The 22733-nt window shown below is 72.9% G+C and carries 21 protein-coding genes; 10 read left to right on the top strand and 11 right to left on the bottom strand.

All coding sequences use genetic code 11. The annotated features are described in order from the left end of the window. Positions 1-11: 11 nt before the first annotated feature. Positions 12-1121, bottom strand: a complete 1110-nt coding sequence (locus tag QHG49_RS02325) for a sensor histidine kinase KdpD (RefSeq protein ID WP_145486741.1) — start codon at positions 1119-1121, stop codon at positions 12-14. A 2-nt stretch (positions 1122-1123) separates the two neighbouring features. Continuing rightward, positions 1124-1888 carry a response regulator transcription factor gene (locus QHG49_RS02330; protein ID WP_370530415.1) on the bottom strand — a complete coding sequence of 255 codons (765 nt, stop codon included), beginning with the start codon at positions 1886-1888 and terminating at the stop codon, positions 1124-1126. A 113-nt stretch (positions 1889-2001) separates the two neighbouring features. Between QHG49_RS02330 and QHG49_RS02335 the strand changes: the two genes are divergently transcribed. From QHG49_RS02335 to QHG49_RS02345, 3 genes are read left to right on the top strand one after another with little or no spacing between them, the layout of a single operon-like run. After that, positions 2002-2694, top strand: a complete 693-nt coding sequence (locus tag QHG49_RS02335) for a glycosyltransferase family 2 protein (protein WP_186337822.1) — start codon at positions 2002-2004, stop codon at positions 2692-2694. Continuing rightward, positions 2691-3308, top strand: coding sequence for a DUF2064 domain-containing protein (locus QHG49_RS02340; protein ID WP_159698230.1), 618 nt, complete (start codon positions 2691-2693; stop codon positions 3306-3308). The genes QHG49_RS02335 and QHG49_RS02340 overlap by 4 nt, the downstream gene beginning before the upstream one ends. Continuing rightward, positions 3305-4057: a bifunctional 2-polyprenyl-6-hydroxyphenol methylase/3-demethylubiquinol 3-O-methyltransferase UbiG gene (locus QHG49_RS02345; RefSeq protein ID WP_301487083.1), complete on the top strand. Its 753-nt coding sequence runs from the start codon at positions 3305-3307 to the stop codon at positions 4055-4057. The genes QHG49_RS02340 and QHG49_RS02345 overlap by 4 nt, the downstream gene beginning before the upstream one ends. Positions 4058-4379: 322 nt before the next feature. On the opposite strand, the gene QHG49_RS02350 is transcribed toward QHG49_RS02345, so the two are convergent. Then, on the bottom strand, positions 4380-5639 hold the full coding sequence (locus QHG49_RS02350) for a molybdopterin-dependent oxidoreductase (RefSeq protein ID WP_159698236.1): 1260 nt from the start codon (positions 5637-5639) through the stop codon (positions 4380-4382). Between the two features lie 113 nt (positions 5640-5752). Between QHG49_RS02350 and QHG49_RS02355 the strand changes: the two genes are divergently transcribed. Continuing rightward, a complete protein-coding gene (locus QHG49_RS02355; protein ID WP_370530416.1) occupies positions 5753-7126 on the top strand; it encodes a hypothetical protein in 1374 nt (457 codons plus the stop codon). A gap of 132 nt (positions 7127-7258) precedes the next feature. Beyond that, entirely contained in the window at positions 7259-7990 is a 732-nt protein-coding gene (locus tag QHG49_RS02360) for a dienelactone hydrolase family protein (RefSeq protein WP_301487084.1), read from the top strand. Between the two features lie 183 nt (positions 7991-8173). On the opposite strand, the gene QHG49_RS02365 is transcribed toward QHG49_RS02360, so the two are convergent. Next, positions 8174-9043 carry an MBL fold metallo-hydrolase gene (locus tag QHG49_RS02365; RefSeq protein WP_301487085.1) on the bottom strand — a complete coding sequence of 290 codons (870 nt, stop codon included), beginning with the start codon at positions 9041-9043 and terminating at the stop codon, positions 8174-8176. A 197-nt stretch (positions 9044-9240) separates the two neighbouring features. Between QHG49_RS02365 and QHG49_RS02370 the strand changes: the two genes are divergently transcribed. From QHG49_RS02370 to QHG49_RS02380, 3 genes are all read left to right on the top strand, one after another. After that, entirely contained in the window at positions 9241-10440 is a 1200-nt protein-coding gene (locus tag QHG49_RS02370; RefSeq protein WP_301487086.1) for a mannosyltransferase family protein, read from the top strand. Between the two features lie 183 nt (positions 10441-10623). Then, positions 10624-12312 carry a cytochrome c oxidase subunit I gene (ctaD, locus tag QHG49_RS02375; protein ID WP_159698245.1) on the top strand — a complete coding sequence of 563 codons (1689 nt, stop codon included), beginning with the start codon at positions 10624-10626 and terminating at the stop codon, positions 12310-12312. Then, entirely contained in the window at positions 12309-12659 is a 351-nt protein-coding gene (locus QHG49_RS02380) for a cytochrome C oxidase subunit I (protein ID WP_145486733.1), read from the top strand. Before ctaD ends, QHG49_RS02380 begins: the two co-directional genes overlap by 4 nt. Positions 12660-12670: 11 nt before the next feature. On the opposite strand, the gene QHG49_RS02385 is transcribed toward QHG49_RS02380, so the two are convergent. The 5 genes from QHG49_RS02385 to QHG49_RS02405 form a co-directional block, all read right to left on the bottom strand. Beyond that, complete coding sequence (locus tag QHG49_RS02385) at positions 12671-13135, bottom strand: hypothetical protein (protein WP_301487087.1); 465 nt, start codon at positions 13133-13135, stop codon at positions 12671-12673. A 58-nt stretch (positions 13136-13193) separates the two neighbouring features. Then, positions 13194-13907 (bottom strand): DUF2993 domain-containing protein, encoded by a 714-nt coding sequence (locus tag QHG49_RS02390; protein WP_301487088.1) that lies wholly within the window; start codon positions 13905-13907, stop codon positions 13194-13196. A gap of 145 nt (positions 13908-14052) precedes the next feature. Further along, positions 14053-16209: an MMPL family transporter gene (locus tag QHG49_RS02395; RefSeq protein WP_301487089.1), complete on the bottom strand. Its 2157-nt coding sequence runs from the start codon at positions 16207-16209 to the stop codon at positions 14053-14055. Between the two features lie 184 nt (positions 16210-16393). Beyond that, a complete protein-coding gene (locus QHG49_RS02400) occupies positions 16394-17233 on the bottom strand; it encodes a bifunctional 2-polyprenyl-6-hydroxyphenol methylase/3-demethylubiquinol 3-O-methyltransferase UbiG (protein ID WP_301487090.1) in 840 nt (279 codons plus the stop codon). Positions 17234-17472: 239 nt separating this feature from the next. After that, complete coding sequence (locus tag QHG49_RS02405; protein WP_145486730.1) at positions 17473-18138, bottom strand: ScbR family autoregulator-binding transcription factor; 666 nt, start codon at positions 18136-18138, stop codon at positions 17473-17475. Between the two features lie 236 nt (positions 18139-18374). On the opposite strand from QHG49_RS02405, the gene QHG49_RS02410 reads away from it, so the two are divergent. Further along, a complete protein-coding gene (locus QHG49_RS02410; protein ID WP_145486729.1) occupies positions 18375-19268 on the top strand; it encodes a TIGR01777 family oxidoreductase in 894 nt (297 codons plus the stop codon). A gap of 79 nt (positions 19269-19347) precedes the next feature. Here the strand turns inward: QHG49_RS02410 and QHG49_RS02415 are convergent, their stop codons facing one another. After that, positions 19348-19851 (bottom strand): lamin tail domain-containing protein, encoded by a 504-nt coding sequence (locus QHG49_RS02415; protein WP_260864759.1) that lies wholly within the window; start codon positions 19849-19851, stop codon positions 19348-19350. 233 nt (positions 19852-20084) lie between these two features. Here QHG49_RS02415 and QHG49_RS02420 point away from each other — a divergent pair, with 233 nt between their 5' ends. Then, a complete protein-coding gene (locus QHG49_RS02420; RefSeq protein WP_301487091.1) occupies positions 20085-20954 on the top strand; it encodes a class II glutamine amidotransferase in 870 nt (289 codons plus the stop codon). Between the two features lie 40 nt (positions 20955-20994). Here QHG49_RS02420 and QHG49_RS02425 read toward each other — a convergent pair whose 3' ends face one another. Next, positions 20995-22728: an LCP family protein gene (locus QHG49_RS02425; protein WP_236576183.1), complete on the bottom strand. Its 1734-nt coding sequence runs from the start codon at positions 22726-22728 to the stop codon at positions 20995-20997. Between the last annotated feature and the right edge of the window lie 5 nt (positions 22729-22733).

Here is a 22733-nt window from a genome sequence, read left to right on the forward strand (position 1 = left end):
ACTCGCGCGCCCTATCGCGCTGTCGGCAGCACCACCTCGAAACGGCAGCCGCCCGGAATGTTGCGGACGGTGGCCCGGCCCCGGTGTGCCTCCACGATGCCCCTGACGATGGCCAGGCCGAGACCCGCGCCGGCCGGCGGCGTCCGGGCGTCGGTGCCGCGCCAGCCGGTGTCGAAGACGCGCGGCAGATCCTCCTCCGGGATGCCGCCGCAGCCGTCGGTGACGGACAGCAGCACACCCGCGTCGGTGCGTTCGGCGGCGATCGCGACCGTGCCGTCGGCGGGCGTCCGGCGGATGGCGTTGACCAGCAGATTGCCGAGCACCCGGCTCATCTCCCTCCCGTCGACCTCCACCGGCACGGGTTCGACCCGCTCCCCCACCAGCCGCACCCCGTGTTCCCTGGCCAGCGGGTCGGCCCCGGCCAGGGCGTCGCCGACCAGGTCGTACAGGGAGATCCGGGCGAGGCTCAGGGAGAGGGTGCCCGCGTGTATCCGGGAGAGTTCGAAGAGGTCGCCGACCATGCCGTTGAGGCGTTCCACCTCGGCGCGGATCTGCTTCAGGTAGCGGTCGGGGTCGGCGGCCACGCCGTCCTCCAGGGCCTCCGCCATGGCCCGCAGTCCGGCCAGCGGGGTGCGCAGGTCGTGCGAGATCCAGGCGACCAGCTCCCGCCGCGATGCCTCCAACGCCCGCTCCCGCTCCCGGGATTCGGCGAGCCGGGCACTGGTGGCCGCCAGCTCGCGGCTGAGGGCCTCCAGTTCGGCGGTCGCGGGTCCGTCCGGTGCGGCGAAGGCCCCGCCGTCGCCGAACGAGCGGGCGGCGTCGGTGAGTTCGCGGCTGCGGGCGACCACCCAGCGGCCCATCAGCAGCGCGGTGGCCAGGGAGACCACGGCCGCCATGGCGACGACGGTGGTGACCACGGACAGGTCGTGCGGGGACAGGAACATCGCCCAGGCGACCGCGAGCGTCCCGGCGAGCATGGCGACGACACCGACGGCCGCGACCACGGCGAGGGAGGCCGTGAGCGAGCGGCGCCGGATCAGCCGCAGCACGCAGGCTCCGGCGAGTCCGGTCGCGGCGGCCCCGGCGAAGGCGTAGAGGGCGATGAGGGGCATGGCGCGCATGGTCAGTCCACCGCCCCGCCGGGCCCGAAGCGGTAGCCGACGCCCCACACGGTCTGGATCAGCCGGGGCCGGGCCGGGTCGTCCTCGACCTTGCCGCGCAGCCGGCGCACATGCACCGTGACCGTCGAGAGGTCGCCGAAGTCCCAGCCCCACACCTCCCGCATCAGGTCCTCCCGGCCGAAGGCGCGGCCCGGATTGCGCAGGAAGAAGGCGAGCAGGTCGAACTCCCGCAGCGTGAGGGCGAGTTCGCCGCCGTTCTTGGTGGCGCGGCGGGCGTCCGGGTCGACCGAGAGTCCCGCCGCGGCCAGCCGGTGCCCGCCGTCGGCGGCGGGGCGGCTGCGGCGCAGCACGGACTCGACGCGCAGCACGAGCTCCCGGGGGCTGAAGGGTTTGGTGACGTAGTCGTCCGCGCCGACCTCCAGGCCGAGGACGCGGTCCTCCTCGTCGCCGCGGGCGGTGAGCATGATGACGGGCACGGGCCCCTGCTCCCGCAGCCGGCGGCACACCTCCAGGCCGTCCATGCCGGGCAGCATCAGGTCGAGCACGACGAGGTCGGGCCACCGGGCGCGGGCGCGGCCGAGCGCCGCCGGGCCGTCGTCGGCGCGGTCGACCGCGTAGCCGGCCCGGTCCAGATATCCGGCGACCACCTCGGCGACGGTGGGGTCGTCGTCCACGACCAGAACCCGGGCGCGGGCTCCGTCCCGGTCTCGGTCTCGTACCGGGTCGTCCCTGGTGGCGGCCCGGTGGGGCTCGTACGGCGATCGCATGCCTCAAGCGTCGCACCGCCCGCGCCCGGCGGGCGGGGCGGCGGGTCCGGTGTCCGCGTTTCGTAAGGACCGGAAGCCCGTTATGTCCGGTTCGCGTTCGTAGGGTGAGAGCCATGACGATCTCTTCTTCGGACGTCGACGTGGTCCTGCCCTGTCTGGACGAGGCCGAGGCGCTGCCCTGGGTGCTCGGCCGGATCCCGGCGGGCTGGCGCGCTCTCGTCGTCGACAACGGCTCCCGCGACGGCTCGGCCCGGATCGCCCGGGCGCTGGGCGCGACCGTGGTGGACGAGCCGCGGCGCGGCTTCGGCGCCGCGTGCCATGCCGGGCTGACCGCCGCCACGGCCGGCATCGTGTGCTTCTGCGACTGCGACGCCTCACTGGACCCGGCACTGCTCGCGCCCTTCGTCCAGCGGATCCACGAGGGGACGGCCGATCTGGTGCTGGGCCGACGGCGCCCGGTGGCCCGGGGCACCTGGCCGGTGCACGCCCGGGCCGGGAACCTCGCGCTGGCGCGGATGCTGCGCCGCCGCACCGGTCTGCGGCTGCACGACCTGGGGCCGCTGCGGGCCGCCCGGCGCGAGGCGCTGCTCGGGCTCGGTCTCGCCGACCGGCGCAGTGGGTACCCGCTGGAGATGGTGGTCCGTGCCGCCGACGCCGGCTGGCGGGTCGCCGAATACGACGTGCCGTACCTCCCGCGTACCGGTACGTCCAAGGTGACGGGTACCTGGGCCGGCACCTGGCACGCGGTGCGGGACATGCGCCGGGTGCTGAGCGCGGCCCCGGCCCGGGAGAGGGCGGCGCGGTGACCACCTTGCTCGTGATCGCCAAGGAGCCCCGACCCGGAAGGGTCAAGACCCGGCTCACGCCGCCGTTCACCCCACAGGAGGCGGCCGAGCTGGCGGAGGCGGCGCTCGCCGACACCCTGGACACGGTGGCGCGTACGCCCGCGGCCCGGCGGGTCCTGGTGCTGGACGGGAGCCCGGGGGCCTGGCTGCCGCCGGGCTTCGAGGTCGTACCGCAGTGCGCGGGCGGGCTGGACGAGCGGCTGGCGGACGCCTTCGCGCGCTGCTCCGGCCCGGCGCTGCTGATCGGCATGGACACCCCGCAGGTCACGCCGGAGCTGCTGACCGTGGACTTCGCGGACTGCGACGCGTGGCTGGGCCCGGCGCGGGACGGCGGGTTCTGGGCGCTCGGGCTGGCCGAGCCCGACCCGGCGCTGCTGCGCGGCGTGCCCATGTCGACGCCCGGCACCGGCGCGGCGCAGCGGGCGCGGCTGACCAGCGCCGGGCTGCGGGTGCGTGAGCTGCCCCGGCTGCGGGACGTCGATGTCGCCGCCGACACCCGGGCGGTCGCCGCGCTGGCCCCGCACGGCCGGTTCGCCGCCCGGCTGGCCCGCTGCGCCGCGGGGCTGCCCCGATGAGCGGCACCGTCGCCTGGGCCGCCGCCGACCCGTACGCCACCGCGCTGCGCGCCGGGCGGGGCCCGCTGTTCCTGCGCCGTGCCGACGGCTGGCTGCTGCCACTGGAGGTGGAGCGCTGGTGCGGCCGGGCCGACCCCGTCGATCTCGCGGTGCTGGACCGCTGCGAGGGCGCCGTGCTGGACGTCGGCTGCGGGCCGGGGCGGCTCGTGGCGGAACTCGCCGCCCGGGGACGTACCGTGCTCGGCATCGATGTCAGCGACGCGGCGGTGGAGCACACCACCGGGCTCGGCGGTCCGGCGCTGCGCCGCTCGGTGTTCGAGGCGCTGCCCCGCGAGGGCCACTGGGGCACCGTGCTGCTCATGGACGGCAACATCGGCATCGGCGGCGACCCGGCCGCGCTGCTGGCGCGGGTGGCCGGGCTGCTGCGGCCGGGCGGCCTGCTGATCGCGGAGACCGCGCCGGTCGATGTCGACGAACGCGCCCACGTCGAGGTGGTCGACGTGACCGCGGGCCCGGACGCCAGTGGCGCCGTGTTCCCGTGGGCCCGGCTCGGCACCCCGGCCCTGCTGCGCCGTGCGCGCGGGGCCGGGTGGCGGCGCGTCGCTCAGTGGGGCGCCGGCGGCCGGTGCTTCGCCGCCCTGCGCACCCGCCACGCCAGCAGCCCGGCGGAACCGCCGAAGAGCACGGCGGTGATCAGCAGCCAGCGGGTGAGGAAGCCGTCCGGGGACAGGCCGGTCGCCGACCGGTAGCGCTCGGCGGTCCTGCCGCTGATCAGCGGGAACCACACGAGGAGCAGCAGCGCGGACAGCGCGGCCGGGACCCGTGCGTAGGGGGTCCAGGTGCGCCGTCCGGCCGCCGCGAGACCGTGGATCACCGCCCGGTCGGCCGCCGCGTACAGGGGCACCAGCACGAGGTCGTGCAGCAGGGCGGCGCCCACGATCCACAGCGCCACCGCGAGCCAGTCACCGGCCAGCAGCCGGATCCCGGCGTACGCCGCGAGCGCGAACGAGCAGGCGAGCAGCAGCAGTCGGAAGGGGCTGCCGAGGGCGACGCGCAGCCGTCGGGGCGTCATCACAGGGCTCCGAAGGTCAGCCGGGCCACCCATTTGGTGTTGAGCACACCGGGTGCGGCGGGCACGATGACGCGTGCCGGGTGGCCGTGGTCGGGGGACAGTTCCTCGCCGTTGACGTACAGGGCGAGCAGGGTGCGCGGATCGGCCACCTGGTTGGCGCGCAGGGCCGCACGGCGGAAGGCGCCGTGGCGTTGCAGGGACTCCACGAGCACGTCCGGCGGTTCGCCGTCGTGGCCGACGAGCGCGGCGAGGTCGCGCAGCCGTACCCCTCGCCACCACTGGTCGGCGGTCGACCAGCCCTCCACGCAGGCGATGGGCAACGAGGAGCTGTGCAGGGGCAGTCGGAGCAGCTGGGCACGGCTGAGGCGGACGGTGCCGGTGCGGCCGGTGACCACGAGCCGCCAGGCGTCCTCGTGGGTGTCGGACGCGGTGATCCCGGCGTACGCGGCGGTCTTGTTGATCTGGAAGCCGTTGGGTCCGCCGTTCGGATCGGCCGTGCCGTGCGGTGCGAGCAGGGCGGTACGGCGGAAGGGTCCGCCGAGGCTCTGTCCGACCGTGGTCAGGAACAGCAGCAGCGAGCCGCCGCCGACCAGCCCGAGAGCGCCGCGCCGGGAGACGGTGGGCCGGTCGGGACGCGGGGGGATCAGACTGTCCGCCGCGGGCGTGACGCCTTCCTCGGGTTCGTCGCGCAGCCGCCGCCGTACGGCGCGCAGCGCCATGGGCGCCTTCAGTACGGCGTGGGCGACGAAGGCCGCGAAGAACACCCAGGCGCCGTAGAAGTGCAGGGGGTAGAAGGAGCCCGGGAAGACGTAGTCCAGCTGGATGTTGAGCACGCCGGTGATGAACTCGAACAGACCGCCGCCGACCAGCAGCAACAGGGAGATCCGTTCCAGCGCGTGGGCGACGGAGCGGGCCGGGGGCAGGGCGAACAGCCGGGGCACCACCGACCACAGCTTGGCCAGCAGGACGGGGATCAGGGTGATGCCCAGGGTGACGTGGACACCCTGGGTGAGGCGGTACAGCCACACCGGGTCGGTCGGCCAGGCGAACAGGTAGAAGCCGAGCAGGCCCTTGTCCGGGGTCGTGTCGTTCACCCCGGACAGGTTCGGGTTGTAGGCGGCGTACGACACCAGGCCGGTCACGAACAGCACGGTGATGCCGACGAGGAGGACGAGGCCGAGCACCGAGGTGAACCACGGGCCGCGCAGGGGGCTGCGCCAGAAACCCGGTGAGGTGGGGAGACGGTCTTGGTCGCGCATGGCCCGACCGTAAGCCGCGAGACGTCCGGAACAGGGGGTACGACTGGTGACGAAACCCTGACGTCCGGCCCGGACGGCGGCCCGGTGCCGCACGCCCGGCCTAGCGTTCCGGTGTGACCCGCTCCTCCTGCCGAGACCTCGCCCCCGGCCACGCCGCAGACTCCCCCCGTGCCACGCGCCGTGATCTGTACGCCGCCGCTGCCGCCGCCCTGCTCGTGACGGCGGCCGTCCTGGTCGGCCGCCACATCCAGGACGTCCACCGCACGCTGTTCGTGCACTGGCCCCCGCTGTTCGCCGACTGGGACCCGCACCTCGGCCCCGGTACCCCCGCCGCACTGGCCGTGGCCGCGGCGGCCGTGGCCCAGGGCCCCGCGCTCGCGGCCCGGCTGCCCTGGCGCCGGCTGCTCGCGGCGGCCTGGGCGACCGCGCTGGCGTGGATCGTCTCGCTGGCGCTGGTGGACGGCTGGCAGCGGGGCATCGCGGGCCGGCTGACCACCCGTGAGGAGTACCTCCGGGTGATCGGCCGGTTCCACGACATCCCGGCCGCCCTGCGCGACTTCACCCACCACATCGTCAGCGGCTCCCCGGCGCCGTGGCCCGCCCACATCGCGGGGCACCCCCCGGCGGCCACGCTGACCTTCGTGCTGCTCGACCGGATCGGGCTGCGGGGCGGCGGCTGGGCCGGGATGTACTGCGTGGTCGTCGGCGCGAGCGGATGCGTGGCGGTGCTGATCGCCGTGCGCGCCCTGGCCGGGGAGGCGCTCGCGCGGCGGGCGGCCCCGTTCACGGTGCTGGCCCCGGCCGCGGTGTGGCAGGGCGTCTCCGCCGACGGCTATTTCGCGGCGGTCGCCGCCTGGTCCGTGGCCCTGCTCGCCCTCGCCCTGACCCGCCCCTCCCCCTGGGCGGCGGCCGGCTCGGGCCTGCTGTTCGGACTGACCTGCTACCTCTCGTACGGCCTCACGCTCTTCGCCCTCGTCGGCGCCGCGGTCCTCTTCCTCGCCCGCCGTGAACTACGCGCCGGACCAACACTGTTGCTGCCCTTGCTCGTCGGACTCGCGGTGTTCCCAGCCGTGTTCACCGTCGCCGGTTTCAACTGGTGGGACGGATACCAGCTCCTGACAACCCGTTACTACCAAGGCGTGGGCGGGGTCCGCCCTTACAGCTACTGGGTGTGGGCCGATCTCGCCTGCGCCGCGGTCATCACCGGCCCGGCCACCGCGGCGGGCCTGCGCCGCACCGGCGCCGTGCTCCCGCACCGCCGTACCGGCCCCCCGGCCCGGCTCGCCCTCCTCGTCGGGGCCGCGCTGCTCGCCCTGCTGGTGGCCGACCTGTCCGGCATGAGCAAGGCCGAGACCGAGCGGATCTGGCTGCCCTTCGCGCTGTGGCTGCTGCCCGCCTGCGCGCTGCTCCCCCGTCCCCGCCCCTGGCTCGCCGCCCAGGTGGTGCTCGCCCTGCTCCTCAATCATCTGCTGCTGACCGGCTGGTGACGGTGATCTCCGCAGGCCCCCGGCCCCCGGCCCTGCGGGTGCCGGGGGCCGGGTCGCGTGGGCATCATGGGAGGTGGGACATCCGGGCCTTGTCGCTCGGCGAAAACGGCGCCCCGGGAAGGGTTGAGGCCGATGATCTCCGAGATGGTTCTCGTCCGCATGGACGACGCCGCGCTCCACGGCGACCTCGTGGTCCAGGCATCCGCGCGTGCGGTGGTGCTCTTCGCGCACGGCAACGGCAGCTCCCGGCACAGCACCCGCAACCGGACCGTGGCCGCCGAGCTGCGCGCGGCCGGGTACGGCACGCTGCTGCTCGATCTGCTCAACGAACGGGAGGAGCGGCACGACGCGCTGAACGGCGAGCACCGCTACGACATCCCGCTCCTCGCGCACCGGCTGGTGGGGGCGATCGACTGGCTCGCGGAGCAGCCCGACACCCGGGGGACGCCGGTGGTGCTGTTCGGCGCGAGCACCGGCACCGCCGCCGCGCTGACGGCCGCCGCCGAGCGGCCCGACCGGGTCCTGGCCGTGGTCTCCCGGGACGGGCGGCCCGATCTGGCGGGCGACGCGCTGGAGCGGGTCCGGGCGCCGGTGCTGCTGGTCGTCGGCGGGCAGGACCACGAGATCCTGCGGCTCAACCAGGACGCGGCCCGGCGGATGCGGGCCCCGCACGCCCTGCATGTCGTACCCGACGCCACCCATCTCTTCGAGGATCCGCGCGCGCTGGCCCAGGTCTCCGCCGCGGCCAGGCGGTGGTGCGACGAGCGGCTGCGGGCCGCCCAGGAGGAGCAGGGCCGGGAACGGGAGCAGGAACGGGAACGGGAGCAGGAACGGGAGCAGGAGCTGGAGACATACGGGCAGTGAGACAGCGCCCTCCCGGCACTCCCCTGACCAGCCTGCCCCGACCCCGCACTCAACCCGGCTCCGGCCTCCCGGACAGCGCCACGTGGTCGACCGGCAGCCGGGCCGGCCCGAAGGACTCGGCGGAGCCCCGGTTCCGGCGGGCGGCGGTGCCCCGTCCGGCGGGGCTCTCGAACGCCGCTCCCCTCACCACCGTACGGCCGTGAAGTCGACGGGACGCGGGCGCAGCGAGCTGGCGCGCTCGGTCAGGGCGCGCAGCCGGCGGGACATCTCGTCGGCGGGCAGGTGCCTGCGGTCGCCGTGGCCCGGCAGGACCCACTCGAAGCGCAGCCGGTCCGCCGTACGCGCCAGGGAGGCGGCCAACTCCTCGATGGAGTACCAGGTCACGCTGTCCGCGACGGCGAGATCGCCGGACGCGCGCGACCAGTAGAAGCTGTCGCCGGTGAAGCAGTACCGGTCGTCCGCGAGATAGAGCACGCTGCCCCGGGTGTGGCCGGGCAGCGGGTGCACGGTGACGCCCGCGCCGATCTCCGCCGGGTCGAGGCCCCGGATCACCCGGTCCGCGTCGGGCGCGGCGTCGAGGTCGCCCTCGTGGATCCACAGCCGGGCGCCGAGGTGGTCGGCCCAGCGGCGGCCGTGGGCGGCGTGGTCGCGGTGGGTGAGCAGGACGTCCGTGATCCGGCCGAGAGCCGTGTAACGGTCGGCGAGGGCGGGGCTCCAGCGCGGGGTGTCGATCATCATCTGGGTGCCGTCGGGGCGGCGCAGCAGATAGGCGTTGGCGGCGGCGGTGCGCCGCGAGTTGTGGCCGCACAGCAGCACACCGTCGTCCAGGGCCATGGGGAACGGGTCGAGCGCCTGGTCGGGCTGCCCGGTGGTGGGGCGGATCGAGCGGGTGGGGCAGGCGAAGACGGCCGCGTGCAGGCGCCGGTTCTCCTCCTCGGTCTCGGGCTGCCGCACGATCCGGGACGTGCCGTTCTCCTCGTCGATCAGGTCCGGCGCCAGCTGCCGGGCGACGTCGCAGTTGGTGCAGCGGTCGTCGACGTACCAGCCGTCCACAGGGGCTCCTTCCGCGGGGCGCGGCCCCGGGCGGGCCCGCCGTTCCAGGATGGCCCGCGCGCACCGGGACCGATAGGGGCATCCGGTCTTGTGTTTTCCCGTGTACAACGCTCTGACCAGCAGATGAATCGAGACAGAAGTGGCTTGATCGGCGTGGTCCCATTGCACGGACGTCCGGCTCCGATGAAGGTCGGGGGGTGAGTACGTTCTTCCCGCAGCACGGTGCTGCCTCCGCCTTCGAACGGCCCGGTTCGTCCCTGGAGGGGCGCGAGCGGCGGACCTGGCCGCCCGGTGTCCAGCGGGCGCTCGTCCTCTTCGGTGCCGTCCGGCTGGCCGGGGCGGTCCTCGTCGTCGTGGTGAACCTGCTCACCGGCCGTTCGATACTCAAGGGCCTGGCCCATTCCTGGGACTCGGTCTGGTATCTCCACATCGCCACGCACGGCTACGGCACCCGGGTGCACATCACGAGCTCCGGCGCGGTGCAGACCGACTGGGCGTTCTTCCCGCTCTACCCGGGACTCGTCCGGGTCCTCGACTGGATCCCCCTGCTGACCCCGGGCGTGGCGGCGCTGCTGATCGCCTGGACCGCGACCGCGCTGGCCGCCGTCGGCGTCTACGCGATCGGGTACCGGCTGTACGGCCGTGCGGTCGCCACCGCGATGGTCGCCCTGTGGGCCGTACTGCCGCACTCGGTCGTCCTCACCCTCGCCTACACCGAGCCCCTGTTCATCGCGCTCGCCGTCTGGTGCCTGTACGCGCTGCTGGACCAGCGCTGGCTGACGGCGGGCACGCTCGCCGCGCTCGCGGGCCTGACCCGGCCGAACGGCTACGCGGCCGCCGCGGCCGTCCTCGGCGTGGCCGCCTTCGAGGTCGTACGGAGACGGGGGCGGGTGCCGCTCGGCCTGTGGGCCGGCGCCCTCGTAGCGCCGCTCGGCTGGACGGCGTACCTGCTGCTGGTGGGGCATCGCACGGGCGCCCTGCTGCGCGGCTACTTCCAGGTGCAGAGTGCCTGGGAGTCCCGCTTCGACGGGGGTCTGGGCACCCTCCGCTTCCTCGCGACGGTGCCGCTCACCGACGGTGTCATCTACCCGGTGGCGCTGGTGGTCGTGGCGGTCGGCGTGTACCTGTTCGTGCGGCTGTGCCGGGAGCGCGTCCCCCTGGCGCTGCTGCTGTACACCGCCGCGCTGCTGCTGCCGGTCGTGCTGGTCTCGGGCCCCTTCGAGTCCAAGCCGCGCTTTCTGCTGCCGGCGTTCCCGCTGCTCGTCCCCGCGGCGCGGGCGCTGGTCCACCGCTGGCGCACCGACCCCGACACCACCCGCAGGCTGTGCGGGTATCTCGCCGCCTTCTCCCTGCTCTACGGCACGTACCTGGCGACCTTCGCCAACCACTCCCCCTGAGTCCCGGCCCGCCGGTCCGCCCCCACCGCCCCGTTGCGCCGAACGGGGTGTGCGGATGCTCCGTTCGGGTGCGAGCGTCAGCCGTTCGGCCGTGTCCCGGCCGCCGAGGGCTCCGGCGGTCGGCCCGGTGCCGCAAGGATGTCGGGTGACTGCCGTCTGCGAGCGCCGGGAGGCGTACCAGCTGTGAGCATTCTGAACGAGCCCAAGGGGCCGGCCGACACCTACGACACCGAGGTGCCGGTGCGGCGCAAGCAGCCCGGCAATGTCGTGGTGAAGTGGCTGACGACCACCGATCACAAGACGATCGGCACGCTGTACCTGGCGACGTCGTTCGCGTTCTTCCTGATCGGCGGCCTGATGGCGCTCATCATTCGCGCCGAGCTGGCCCGCCCGGGGCTGCAGATCGTCTCCAAGGAGCAGTACAACCAGCTGTTCACGATGCACGGCACCGTGATGCTGCTGATGTTCGCGACGCCGCTGTTCGCCGGGTTCACCAACTGGATCATGCCGCTCCAGATCGGTGCGCCCGATGTCGCCTTCCCACGGCTGAACATGCTCGCCTACTGGCTGTATCTGTTCGGCTCGCTCATCGCGGTGGGCGGCTTCCTCACCCCCGAGGGCGCGGCCGACTTCGGCTGGTTCGCCTACGCCCCCCTGCACAACGAGGTGTTCTCGCCCTACGTCGGCTCCGACCTGTGGATCATGGGTCTGGCCTTCTCCGGCTTCGGGACGATCCTCGGCTCGGTCAACTTCATCGCCACGATCATCTGCATGCGCGCGCCCGGCATGACGATGTTCCGTATGCCGATCTTCGTATGGAATGTGCTGCTGACCGCTGTCCTGGTGCTCCTGGCCTTCCCCGTCCTGGCCGCCGCGCTGTTCGCCATCGAGGCGGACCGCCAGTTCGGCGCTCATATCTATGACTCCGCCAACGGCGGCGCCCTGCTGTGGCAGCACCTCTTCTGGTTCTTCGGCCATCCCGAGGTCTACATCATCGCGCTGCCGTTCTTCGGCATCGTCTCCGAGATCATCCCGGTCTTCTCCCGCAAGCCGATGTTCGGTTACATGGGCCTGATCGCGGCGACGATCTCCATCGCGGGCCTGTCCGTGACGGTGTGGGCGCACCACATGTACGTCACCGGCGGTGTGCTGCTGCCGTTCTTCTCCTTCATGACCTTCCTGATCGCCGTGCCGACCGGGGTGAAGTTCTTCAACTGGATCGGCACCATGTGGAAGGGCTCGGTGTCCTTCGAGACACCGATGCTCTGGGCGACCGGCTTCCTCGTCACATTCCTCTTCGGCGGTCTGACCGGCGTCATCCTGGCCTCGCCGCCGATGGACTTCCATGTGTCCGACTCGTACTTCGTGGTGGCCCACTTCCACTACGTCGTCTTCGGCACGGTCGTGTTCGCCATGTTCGCCGGATTCCACTTCTGGTGGCCGAAGTTCACCGGCAAGATGCTGGACGAACGCCTCGGCAAGATCACCTTCTGGACGCTGTTCATCGGCTTCCACACCACGTTCCTCGTCCAGCACTGGCTGGGCGCCGAGGGCATGCCGCGCCGGTACGCCGACTATCTGGCCGCCGACGGCTTCACCGCGCTGAACACGGTCTCCACCATCGGTTCGTTCCTGCTGGGCCTGTCGATGCTGCCGTTCCTCTACAACGTCTGGAAGACGGCCCGATTCGGGGTACCGGTCGGCGTGGACGACCCGTGGGGCTACGGCCGCTCGCTGGAGTGGGCGACCTCCTGCCCGCCGCCGCGCCACAACTTCCTGACCCTGCCGCGGGTCCGCAGCGAGGCCCCGGCGTTCGATCTGCACCACCCGGACATCGCGCTGGCGGAGGCCGAGGCGCAGGGCGCGGTATGAGCGACCCGAGCCTGCGGCAGGGGGCCACCGAGGGGGACCTGGGCAACGAGGTGGAGGGGTACCTGCTCTGGCAGGCCCGGATCGCGGAGGCCGAGCAGCGCGCCCGGGAGTTCGTGCGGCCCATGGACTGGCTGACGACCGCCCAGCGCACCGAGATCGAGCAGAGTTACGTCGAGGACGCCCTGCGCCGCGCCCGGAAGGATCTGGAGCGCATCGCCGCCCGCTGCACCTCGCTGCGCGCCGAGTACGAGAACCGGTACCGGGAGCTGCGGCGGCGGTGCGTGGGCTGGACGCTCGGGGTGTGCGCGGGGCTGGCGGCGGCGGTGACGCTGCTGCTGCTTCTCTGAACCCCGGGCGGTCAGCGGTACCGGTGGGCCGCGCCGATCAGCCCGTAGGTGACCAGGCCGTAGGCCAGGTGCGGGAGGGCGTCCGCGGTCCAGTCGGCTGGGGACCAGGTGCGGGGATCGCTGATGCCGAACCCGGCGATCGGGGCGTCGGACAGGGCCATCGCCAGGGCCCCGGTGGCGGGGCCGCCCAGCCACCCGGGCGGGCGGACGCCGGCCCGGTGGAGCAGGGCGACGGCGGCTCCGGTACCGGCCCCGACAGCGATGCCCGTGAGCGCGCCGAGGCCGGACAGCCGGTTGTCCCGGCCGTCCGTCTCCGGGACCGGGTGCCCTGCCTTCTCCGTGGCCTTCTCCACCACGTCTTCGGGCGCGCTGCTGGCGGGACGGCCGCGCAGCGCCATGTCGAGGTAGGTCATGGCGTTCAGTGCGGTGGTACCGGCGGCCCCGGCGGCGCAGCCGCGCACGATGCTGCGGAACATGGGCCTCCGGGTACCGCGGCGGTCCCGGCGCGAAACGTCGCCGCGGGCCCCCGGCGGGTCAGCGGGAGAAGCGCGAGGTGCCCAGGTTCACCAGATGGCCGACCATGTCGATCCGTACGCCGTCCGGGGTGGCGCGGGCGGCGCTGAAGCCGACGTTCTCCGGGAGTTCGACACGCCAGGTGGCCACGGGCCGTTCGGTGCCGGGCATGTCGAGGGAGATCTCGTTCCCCTGGGCGAGCAGCGTACCGGTGCCGTCGGCCCGCCGGCCGCCGACGGTGCCGCTGATCCCGACCCGTGCCGCCTGGCCGTTCGAACCCGGCGCCTGCGCCACCTTGACGGGACCACCGGCGCCGGCCAACCGCGTGAGGACGCCGGACAGTTGGTCGTACGACAGGGTCAGCGTGCCGGTGACGAGGTTCGCCTCGGCGCTGCGGGCGGTCAGCGAGGTCACCGTCACGCCGTGCAGGTCGAGGCGAAGCCGCTCGACGTTCAGGTACCCGCCCTGCGCGTTGCTCGTGGTGTCGACGGTGAAGTTCTCGGCCGTCAGGGCGACATGGCCGAAGTCCTGGGCGAACGCCTGGGTCAGGAAGGGGAAGCCCTTGATCGACACGTCGATGCCGCTGTCGGTCGTGTTGCCGTAGCCGTACTTCTGCCCGGCGAGCCGGGCGGCCTCCTTGTCCGCGTAGTGCACGGCGACCCGGTCGGCGACGGTGAACAGCACGGCCAGGATCACCACCGTGATCGCCAGCACCTTCACCCAGCGTCGTCTCATCCCAATTCCCCCTGTACTAAGTGGAGTTGATCCGCACGCCCCCCCGCGTGCGCCCCCGATCATGCCCCACGGGCGGGCCGCCGTGGGCAGCGGGGGCACACCGGGGCCCGCGCCCTGGTGTGCCCCCGCCGAGTGGTGCCCGGTGTCAGCGGCCGTGACCCGCCGGGTCACGGTCGTCCGCGGCCCGCGCGGGGACGATGCCGGGGGTCTCCGCCGCCCGGTCGCCGTGGCCCGGCCACCAGGCCGCGTGGCCGATGAGCGCGGTGAGGCTCGGCGTGAAGAACATCGCCATGACGAACGCGGCGATCGCGATGCCGAAGGAGACCGCGAAGCCCATCTCCGTGAGCAGCGCGTTGCCGGCCAGCATCATCGTGGCGAAGGTCGCCGCCAGGATGAACCCGGCCGCGGCCACGGTCGGTCCGGCGTGCCGCAGGGCCTGGCCCGCCGCCTCGCGCGGATCGCGGCCTTCGCGGGCCTCCTCCCGCAGCCGGGCGATCATGAGGATGTTGTAGTCCGTGCCGATGGCGACCACGAAGAGATACATGATCACCGGGAGCATGAACATCAGGCCGGAGTGCCCCTCCCCCTTCTGGAAGATCCACACCGTGGCGCCGAGGGTGGCGCCGAACCCGAGGCCCACCGAGGCCATCAGGTACCAGGGCGCCACCACACTGCGCAGCAGCAGGCCGAGGATGACCATGATGAGGAGGGCGGCGACGGGGAACACCGTGCGGTAGTCGTGGTTGACCGCCGTGTCGATGTCCTTGTAGATCGAGGACATGCCGCCGACCAGCGCCTCGGTGCCGGCGGGCGCGTCCGCGTGGGCGGTGTCGCGCACCCGCTGCACGGCGTCGATCGCCTGGTCCGTGGACGCCTCGTACTTCAGGGTGACGGTGAAGTCCGCGGTGGTGCCGTCCTTGTTGAGCTGGCTCATCCGGACGCTCGCGACGCCGTCGACCGCGCCGAGCTTGTGCGCGTACCCGGTGAATCCGCTCTTGTCGAGCGGCTTGTCGCCGGTGCTGGAGAGGTAGACGTCGGTGGGCGCGGCGGCGCCCGCGGAGTACGCCTGCTGCATCCGGTCCTGGACGACCATGGACTCCTTGGTCTTGGGCATGGAGCCCGAGGCCAGGTCGAAGGTGGCCTGGTAGCCGAGGCTGCCGGCCGACAGTGCGAGCAGGACCAGGCCGGAGGCGACGGCGGCCAGCGCCGGGCGGCGGCGCACCGCGTGGCCGAGCGCGGCGAACCGGGCGTTCTCCGGCTCCCGCTGCCAGGACTTGGAGGGCCAGAAGACCTTGGGACCGATCAGGGAGACCACGGCCGGGATCAGGGTGAGGCCCGCGACGAGAGTGGCGGCGACCGCGATGGCGAGGGCCGGGCCCATCTGCTTGAGGAAGCCGAGGGTGGACAGGACCAGCGCGAGGAAGGCGATGATGACCGCGCCGGCGGCCGAGGCGATGGCCTCGCCGACCCGGCCGACCGCGTTGATCATCGCCTCCTTGGACTCGTCACCGGCCCTGAGGCGTTCGCGGTAGCGGAACATCAGGAACAGGAAGTAGTCCGTGCCCACGCCGAAGAGCACCACGATCAGGATGGACGAGATCGAGCTGTTGGCCTGGAGCCCGAACAGCTTGGTGGCGTAGGCGATCAGCCCGTTGGCGACGGCCGAGACAAGGCCGATGAGGATCAGCGGCAGGACGGCCAGGACCGGCGCGCGGAAGATGATCAGCAGGGTCACCAGGATGATGACGAAGGTGCCGATGCCGATCAGCGCCTGGCCGCGCTGGGAGGAGTCCTGCTGGTCGAGGGCCTGCGCGGCGGAACCGCCGAGCTTCACGTCGAGGTGGGTGCCCCGGGCCAGTTGTTCGACGTCGGCGCGCAGGGTCTTGGCGGCGTCGGCCTGCTTGGGCTGGCCGGCGTTCTTGCTGTCCATCTGGACCAGGGTCAGGGAGTACCTGCCGTCCTTCGACGGCGGGCCGGGGACCACCTTCTGCACCTGATCGATCTTCTTCTCGCCCAGCTCGGTGGTGATCCGGGCGATGTCCTTCTGGTCGGCGGCGGTCAGCCGGCCGCCGTCGGTGCGCTGGTAGAGCGCGATCGCGGACGGGGTGAACGCGCTGGGGAACGCCTTCTGCTGGAGATTCGCCGCTTGGATGGACTCGTAACTCTTGGGCAGGAAACTGCTCTCGTCACTGTTGGAGGGCAGGCCTGGGGCGGTGGCGACGATCGCCACCGCGGCGATCAGCCATGCCACGATCGTCCAGACCGGATGCCGGACGACGGCAGCGCCAATACGTCGGAACATGCGGGAGGGTCCTCCTGTTACAGGAAGATCACCGCAGCCCGGGGAGCGGTCCCTGGCATCGGCGACCCCGACCGGCCCAGTCCGGCGAGCCGGTCGAATGGTTGTCTGAGGGATCACATCGTAGTGACCGACGATATGTTTTTCGCACTGAATTCTCGGTGGCCTGTACCGCGTCTCAAGCGGATCAAACCGGTCCGGAATTCCGCCAGATGAACACCTCGGTACTGGGGGCTCGCTCGGCGAAACGCCCCTTCGGGGAGACCTCCGCGAGCAGCCCGCGCAGATCCTCCTCGAAGGAGTCCAGCCGCGGGCCGAAGAGGTGCGGGGCGGCGAAGGAGTGCGAGAAGGTCCAGGCGACGACGTCGTCGGCGGTGCGCTCCAGTACCCCGCCACCGGGTACGACATGACGCTCGGGGCCGAGGAATCCCGCCTCCGCCAGGATCCGGGCCTCGCCCCCGGGCGTGCCCTGGGGCAGCAGCCCGCGACCCGCGCGGCGGACGGGCCCGAGGTACTCCTTGACCAGCGCGGCGATGCCCTCGTGGGGCACGGCGGGGTACGGCGATCCCCCGGTCGTCCGGCGCTCGCCCTTGAGGTCGGCGAGGTGGACCAGCGCGCCGCCGGGCCGGAGCAGCGCGCGGACAGTGCGGGCCACCCGGGCGCGGTCGGTCCAGTGGAAGGACTGCGCGAAGACCACGGCGCCGAACAGGCCGAGTCCGGCCGGGAGTTCCTCGGCACGCAGCCGTGCCCAGCGGGTCCGCCCGGCCATCCCCGCGGCGGCGGCCCGGCGTTCGGCCGCGCGGATCATCCCCGGGTCGGGATCGATCCCGACGGCCTCGTGGAACAGGGCGGCCAGTGGCACGGTGACGGTGCCCGGACCGCAGCCCACGTCGAGCAGCCGGCCCCGCCCGTCGGCGGACAGCGCCCCGGCGAGCAGGGGCACCAGACCCGGGGCGTACGGCAGCCTGCCGCGCTCGTAGTGCTCGGCGGCTCCGGCGAACAGGGTCTCGTCCCACTCCCAGGTCACGTGACGGCCTTTCCTGCGGGGGCGGTTCGGGTGGAGGGGGCCAGGGTGGGCGACTCGGGCCGGGGGGCGGATCGGGTGAAGGGGGCCAGGGCGAGCGACTCGGGCCGGGGGCCGGTTCAGGTGACGGGGGTCAGGGCGAACGATTCGGGCCGGGGGCCGGTTCAGGTGACGGGACTCAGGTGGACGGCCTCGGCCGAAGAGGCTGATCGGGCTGCGGGCGGACCCGGGCCTGTGACGTTTCAGCTGGAGGCGCCGGCCAGCGCGGCCCGTGAGCGGCGTCGGGCCTCGGCGATCACCCGCGCGCCACGGTCGGGGGCGGTGTCGAGCCGGACCAGGACGGACGGGACGGCGATGGCGGGCAGCAGATGGCCGAAGAGCGCCGACATCCGCTGGTCCAGATCGGCCCAGTCGGCGACGGCCTGCGAGACGAGCTGCACCCCTATCCACGCCCCGAGGAAGACCTGCGCGGTCTCCTCCGGCACCACGTGCGGCAGCACCTCGTCCCTGGCCTGGGCCTCCGCCAGCAGGGACGCGGTGAGTCCGGCCCAGGCCGGCCAGGCGCTGCCGAAGACGTCCCGCCCCTGGAGGTCGGCCGAGAGCCGGACCGCGGCCAGCAGCAGGGGCTCACGCGGCAGCCGGTCGGCCAGGGTCATCCCGGCGTCCACCCACTCCTGGAGCTTCAGCTCCCGGGGGACGTGGTACTCGCCCGAGATCCGCTCCTCCAGCACGCCCCTCGCGAGGGCCGCCTTGGAGTCGAAATGGAAGTAGAGGGCGCCCTTGGTGACACCGGCCCGGTTCAGTATCTCGGCGATGGTCGCCGCGGCATAGCCACGCTCGGCGAACACCCCGGCGGCGGCCTCCAGGACAGCCCGTCGGGTCCGCACAGCTCGCTCCTGCTGAGCCATGGACCCTCCTCAAGCTGAACGTTAAACCAATCAATAGCCTACCCCACGGCCTCTCTACCACCGGGTCCGCGCGGGCCGTTGGGAGATCCGGGGCACCGGGGGCGGGACGGGAGACGGAGTGCGAGGACACACCCGGGGAACGCTCATGGCGTGCGCCGCGAACCGGGTCGGTTCGGGTTTGAATCTGAGGAGACATCAGAAGGCATCACACCCTGTCGCCGCCCCAGGAGGACGTCATGCGCGTCGCGATCACCGGGTCCCATGGGCTCATCGGTTCCGCCCTCGTCCGTTCCCTGTCGGGGGACGGGCATCAGGTCGTCAGGCTCGTCCGGGAGGGGGCGGATCATGCTCCGGGGGACGGCAGCGAGGCGGTGACCTGGGACCCGTCCGGGGGCGGGGTGCGCCTTGAGGGGGTGGACGCGGTGGTGCATCTGGCGGGGGCCGGGGTCGGGGACCACCGGTGGAGCGCGTCGTACAAGCGGGAGATCCGGGAGAGCCGGGTGCGGGGGACCCGGGCGATCGCGCGGGCGTGCGCCGACGCCGACGAGCCGCCCCGGGTGCTCGTCTCGGCGTCCGCGACCGGTTACTACGGGGACACCGGTGAGCGGATCGTGGACGAGAGCGCGCCGCCCGGGGACGACTTCCTGGCATCCGTCTGCGTCGACTGGGAGGCCGCGGCCGGGCCGGCCCGGGAGGCGGGGATCCGGGTGGTGCATCCGCGGACCGGGCTGGTGGTCGCGGGCGAGGGCGGGGCGTTCGGGCGGCTGCTGCCGCTGTTCCGGCTCGGGCTGGGCGGCCGGATCGGGTCCGGCGACCAGTACTGGCCGTTCGTCTCGCTGACCGACCACATCGCGGCGCTGCGGTTCGCCCTCGACACCGACGCGCTCTCGGGGCCGGTCAACTTCACGGCCCCCGAGCCGCTGAGGGAACGTGAGGTCACCCGGGTGACGGCCCGTCTGCTGCACCGCCCGGCCGTCGTGCCCGCCCCGGCCTTCGCGCTCCGCGCCGCGCTCGGGGAGTTCGCGACGACCGTCACATGCAGCACCCGCGCGGTCCCGGCGGCGCTGACGAAGGCGGGCTTCGCCTTCCGCCATCCCACCTTCGAACAGGCCCTGGGGTCGGTGCTCTGAACCGCCGTCACACCGACGGGCGGTGCGCCGCTCCGGGAGCCGCGCACCGCCCGCACCGTTCACCTCAGCCGGCCGGCGTTCAGTGGCGGCCGCCGCCCTGGCGCGAGTGGCCCGTGGCGCGGTGCTGGTTCCAGGCGACCTGGTCGACCAGGCGCCCGCGGTCGTTGCGCAGCTTGGCGGTGTCCGACTTGTCCCAGACCTGGGAGTGGCGGTCCTGGAACAGGTCGGACCGGGTGTTCCGGCCGACGCCGGTGTGGACGCGGACCGTGGCGCGGGCGCCGAGGGAGTAGTGGCGGAAGGTGAAGGTGTGCCCGGCGGCGTCCGACAGCGTCCAGCCGTTGAGGTTCACCGCCTTGCGCGACTCGTTGGTGACGGCCACCCACTGCTGGTTCAGCGCGACGTTGGTACGGGCCCCCCGGCCCGTGCTGTCGTACCGCACATTGCTGATGTACACCACGCCGTGCGAGCGGCCCGAGTGGTGGCCGGCGGCCGCGGCGGGCAGCGCGGCGGCGCCGACGACGGCCGCCGCCACAGCGGTGGCGGCGCTCAGCCGACGGACGGTCGTGAGAACAGAAACGGACACAGAGGTCCCCCTTTGTACATGGTGCTGTGCATGGTGCGTGGTGCTGGTGTCGGCCGGGTGACCGCACCCCCACACTGTGCAGCGCTTCGGGGGGATTCCGTGGGGAAAACGGGATGCATTGCGCTTCCTTCAGGTTTCCATGACTCTTACTCCCTTTACCGGTATCTTCCTTTTGCCTGGGGTATGAACGGATTGACCTTCTGTTCGGAGGAGCCGTCACTTCGGAGGATCCCGTGTGCCGTCTGTTCGGGCTGACCAGCGCTCCCCGGCGCACCCGTGCCACCTTCTGGCTGCTGGAGGCGCCCGACAGCCTCAGCGCGCAGAGCCACCGCGAACCGGACGGCACCGGCCTCGGGTACTACGCGGCCGACGGCACACCCGAGGTGCACAAGGCGCCGATCGCCGCCTACGAGGACCGGGCCTTCGCCGAGGAGGCCCGCGAGGTGGAGTCGGCCACCTTCCTCGCGCACATCCGGTACGCCTCGACGGGCGGCCTCGATCTGCGCAACACGCACCCCTTCGAGCAGCGCGGGCGTCTGTTCGCGCACAACGGGGTGATCGAGGGGCTCGATCTGCTCGACCGTCACCTGGGCGAGGACCGCGCCCTGGTGCACGGCGACACCGACTCCGAGCGGTTCTTCGCCCTCGTCACCCGGGACTCCGAGGCGAACGGCGGTGACGTGTCCGCGGGACTGGTGACGGCGGCCCGCTGGGTCGCCGAGAACCTGCCGCTGTTCGCGCTGAACGTCATCCTCGTCACAGCCGACGAACTGTGGGCGCTGCGCTATCCGGACACCCATGAGCTGTACGTCCTGGAGCGGCCCGCGGGCGGCCACCACGGCTCACGTCATCTGGACCACACCGGCCGGCACGGGCGGCTGCGGGTGCGCTCGGCGGGGCTGGCCGGTCTGTCGTCGGTCGTCGTGGCCAGCGAGCCCCTGGACGAGAGCCCGCACTGGCGACTGCTGGCGCCCGGCGAACTGCTGCGCGTGGGCCCCGACCTCGGTGTCACGTCCCGTATCGCGCTGCCCGACCCGCCGGCGCATCCGCTCACCCTCGCCGATCTGCGCCCCGACGCGGCCGCCTCGCAGCGGCCCTCCTGACGGCGCACCAGACCAGGAGTCCGAGGTCAGGAGCCTGAGGTCAGGAGTCCGAGTCCGGCTTGTCCCTGGCCTCCGCGTACGCCTCGGACGGCGTCATGGACACCCCGTCGAGGGTGACGGTCTTGTACGGGCTGACCTTGGCGCACGCCTTGGCCTGGTCGGCCGTGGAGGCGTGGGCGTTGGAGACCGCCGTCTTGGTGTCGGCGGTCCCGGCGGAGCCGCCCGGGAAGGTGGTGCCGGAGGCCCAGTCGCCGCCGATGACGAGGGTCAGGCCGGTGCCGGTGCCCTGCTTGAGGTGCGAGCCGGACAGTCCGATCGCCTTGGCGACCGTCTGGGCCTCGCCCTTCTGACCGTCGCCGTAGGTGAGCGTGGTGGTCGCCGACGGGCTCGGCGCGTTGGCCGTGGTCGTACCGGAGCTGAAGCCCTGGTCGGTGAGGGCGGTGGCGATGTCGGAGGCGCGGCCGGTGACGGCCGTACCGTTCTCCACCGTGACCGCGATCTGCGCGGCGGGCACGCTCGGTGTGGTGGCCTTCTTGGTGGCGGAGGCCGCCGCGCTCTTGCCGCCGGACCCGGTGGTCAGGGACTGGTCGCCGGCGATGGTGGCGAAGAGCGTCTTGGCGCCGGGGCCCACCACCACGCGGTTGTCGTTGGCCGGGTCGGCCGCCGTCTGCATGGTCGTGAAGGTCATCCGCTTGGTGGGGACCTTGTTCACGTCCGAGGCGAGGCCGATCAGCTTCTTCACCGTGTCGAGGCCGTCGTCCACGGTGAGCGCCTTGGTGGCGGCGTCCGCGAGGTCGTAGACCGCGCCGGGGTCGGTGAGGGTGCCCGCGCTCTTGAACTTGCGGATCATCGAGCTGAGGAAGATGTGCTGGGAGATCGTCCGGCCCAGGTCGCTGCCGTCGCCGAAGCCGTGCCGGGAGCGCACGAACTCCAGGGCCGCGACGCCCTTGAGGGTGTGGGTGCCCTTGGACAGCTTCAGGTGCGAGTAGGTGTCGTACACGTTGTCGCTGACGCATACGGGGACGCCGCCGACCGCGTCGGACATCTTGACCACGCCGGAGAAGTCCAGCTTGACGAAGTGGTCGATGGTGATGCCGGTGAGCTGGTGGACGGTCTCCACCTGGCAGGCGGGGCCGTACTGGAGGGCGCTGTTGATCTGGCCGAAGTAGCCCGCGGTGGACTGGCCGTTCTCGGGGTTCTTGCAGCTCGGCACCTGCGTCATGGTGTCGCGCGGGATGCTCATCACGGTGGCGTTGGAGCGGTCGGCGGATATGTGGACGACCATTTCCACGTCCGCGTTGCTGCCGGTCTGCACCCCGGTGTGGGAGCAGCCGCCGCCGAGCTTGCAGTCCGCCGCGTTGGTGCGGCCGTCCGAACCCATCACCAGGATGTTGATCGGGGTGCGCCCGAAGGCGTCGGGCTTCTCCGTGCCGCCCTTGCCGTCGAGGGAGAGGCTGTGGATGTTGCCGTTCAGATGGTCGTAGAACCACCAGCCGGCGCCGGCGGTGACCACGATGACCGTCGACAGCGATATCGCGGCGATCTTCAGCACGCGCCTGGCGCGCGACACCGGGCGGGCCCTGCCCCTGCGGGAGCGCTTTCCGCCACCGGAGCGGGCGGCCGCGCGGGCCGCGGCCCGGCCGCCCTGGGGGCGGGCCTCGGAAGGTGGCGCCTCGGCACCTGCCGGGTCCGGCTCGGGGGCCCGCTGGCCGGGCACCCGGCGGTCACGGCGGCGCGTGGCCTGGCCGGCCGGCCCGTCCCACGGGTCGCTCATCTCCC

This window comes from Streptomyces sp. WP-1 (assembly GCF_030450125.1).
Classification (GTDB): domain Bacteria; phylum Actinomycetota; class Actinomycetes; order Streptomycetales; family Streptomycetaceae; genus Streptomyces; species Streptomyces incarnatus.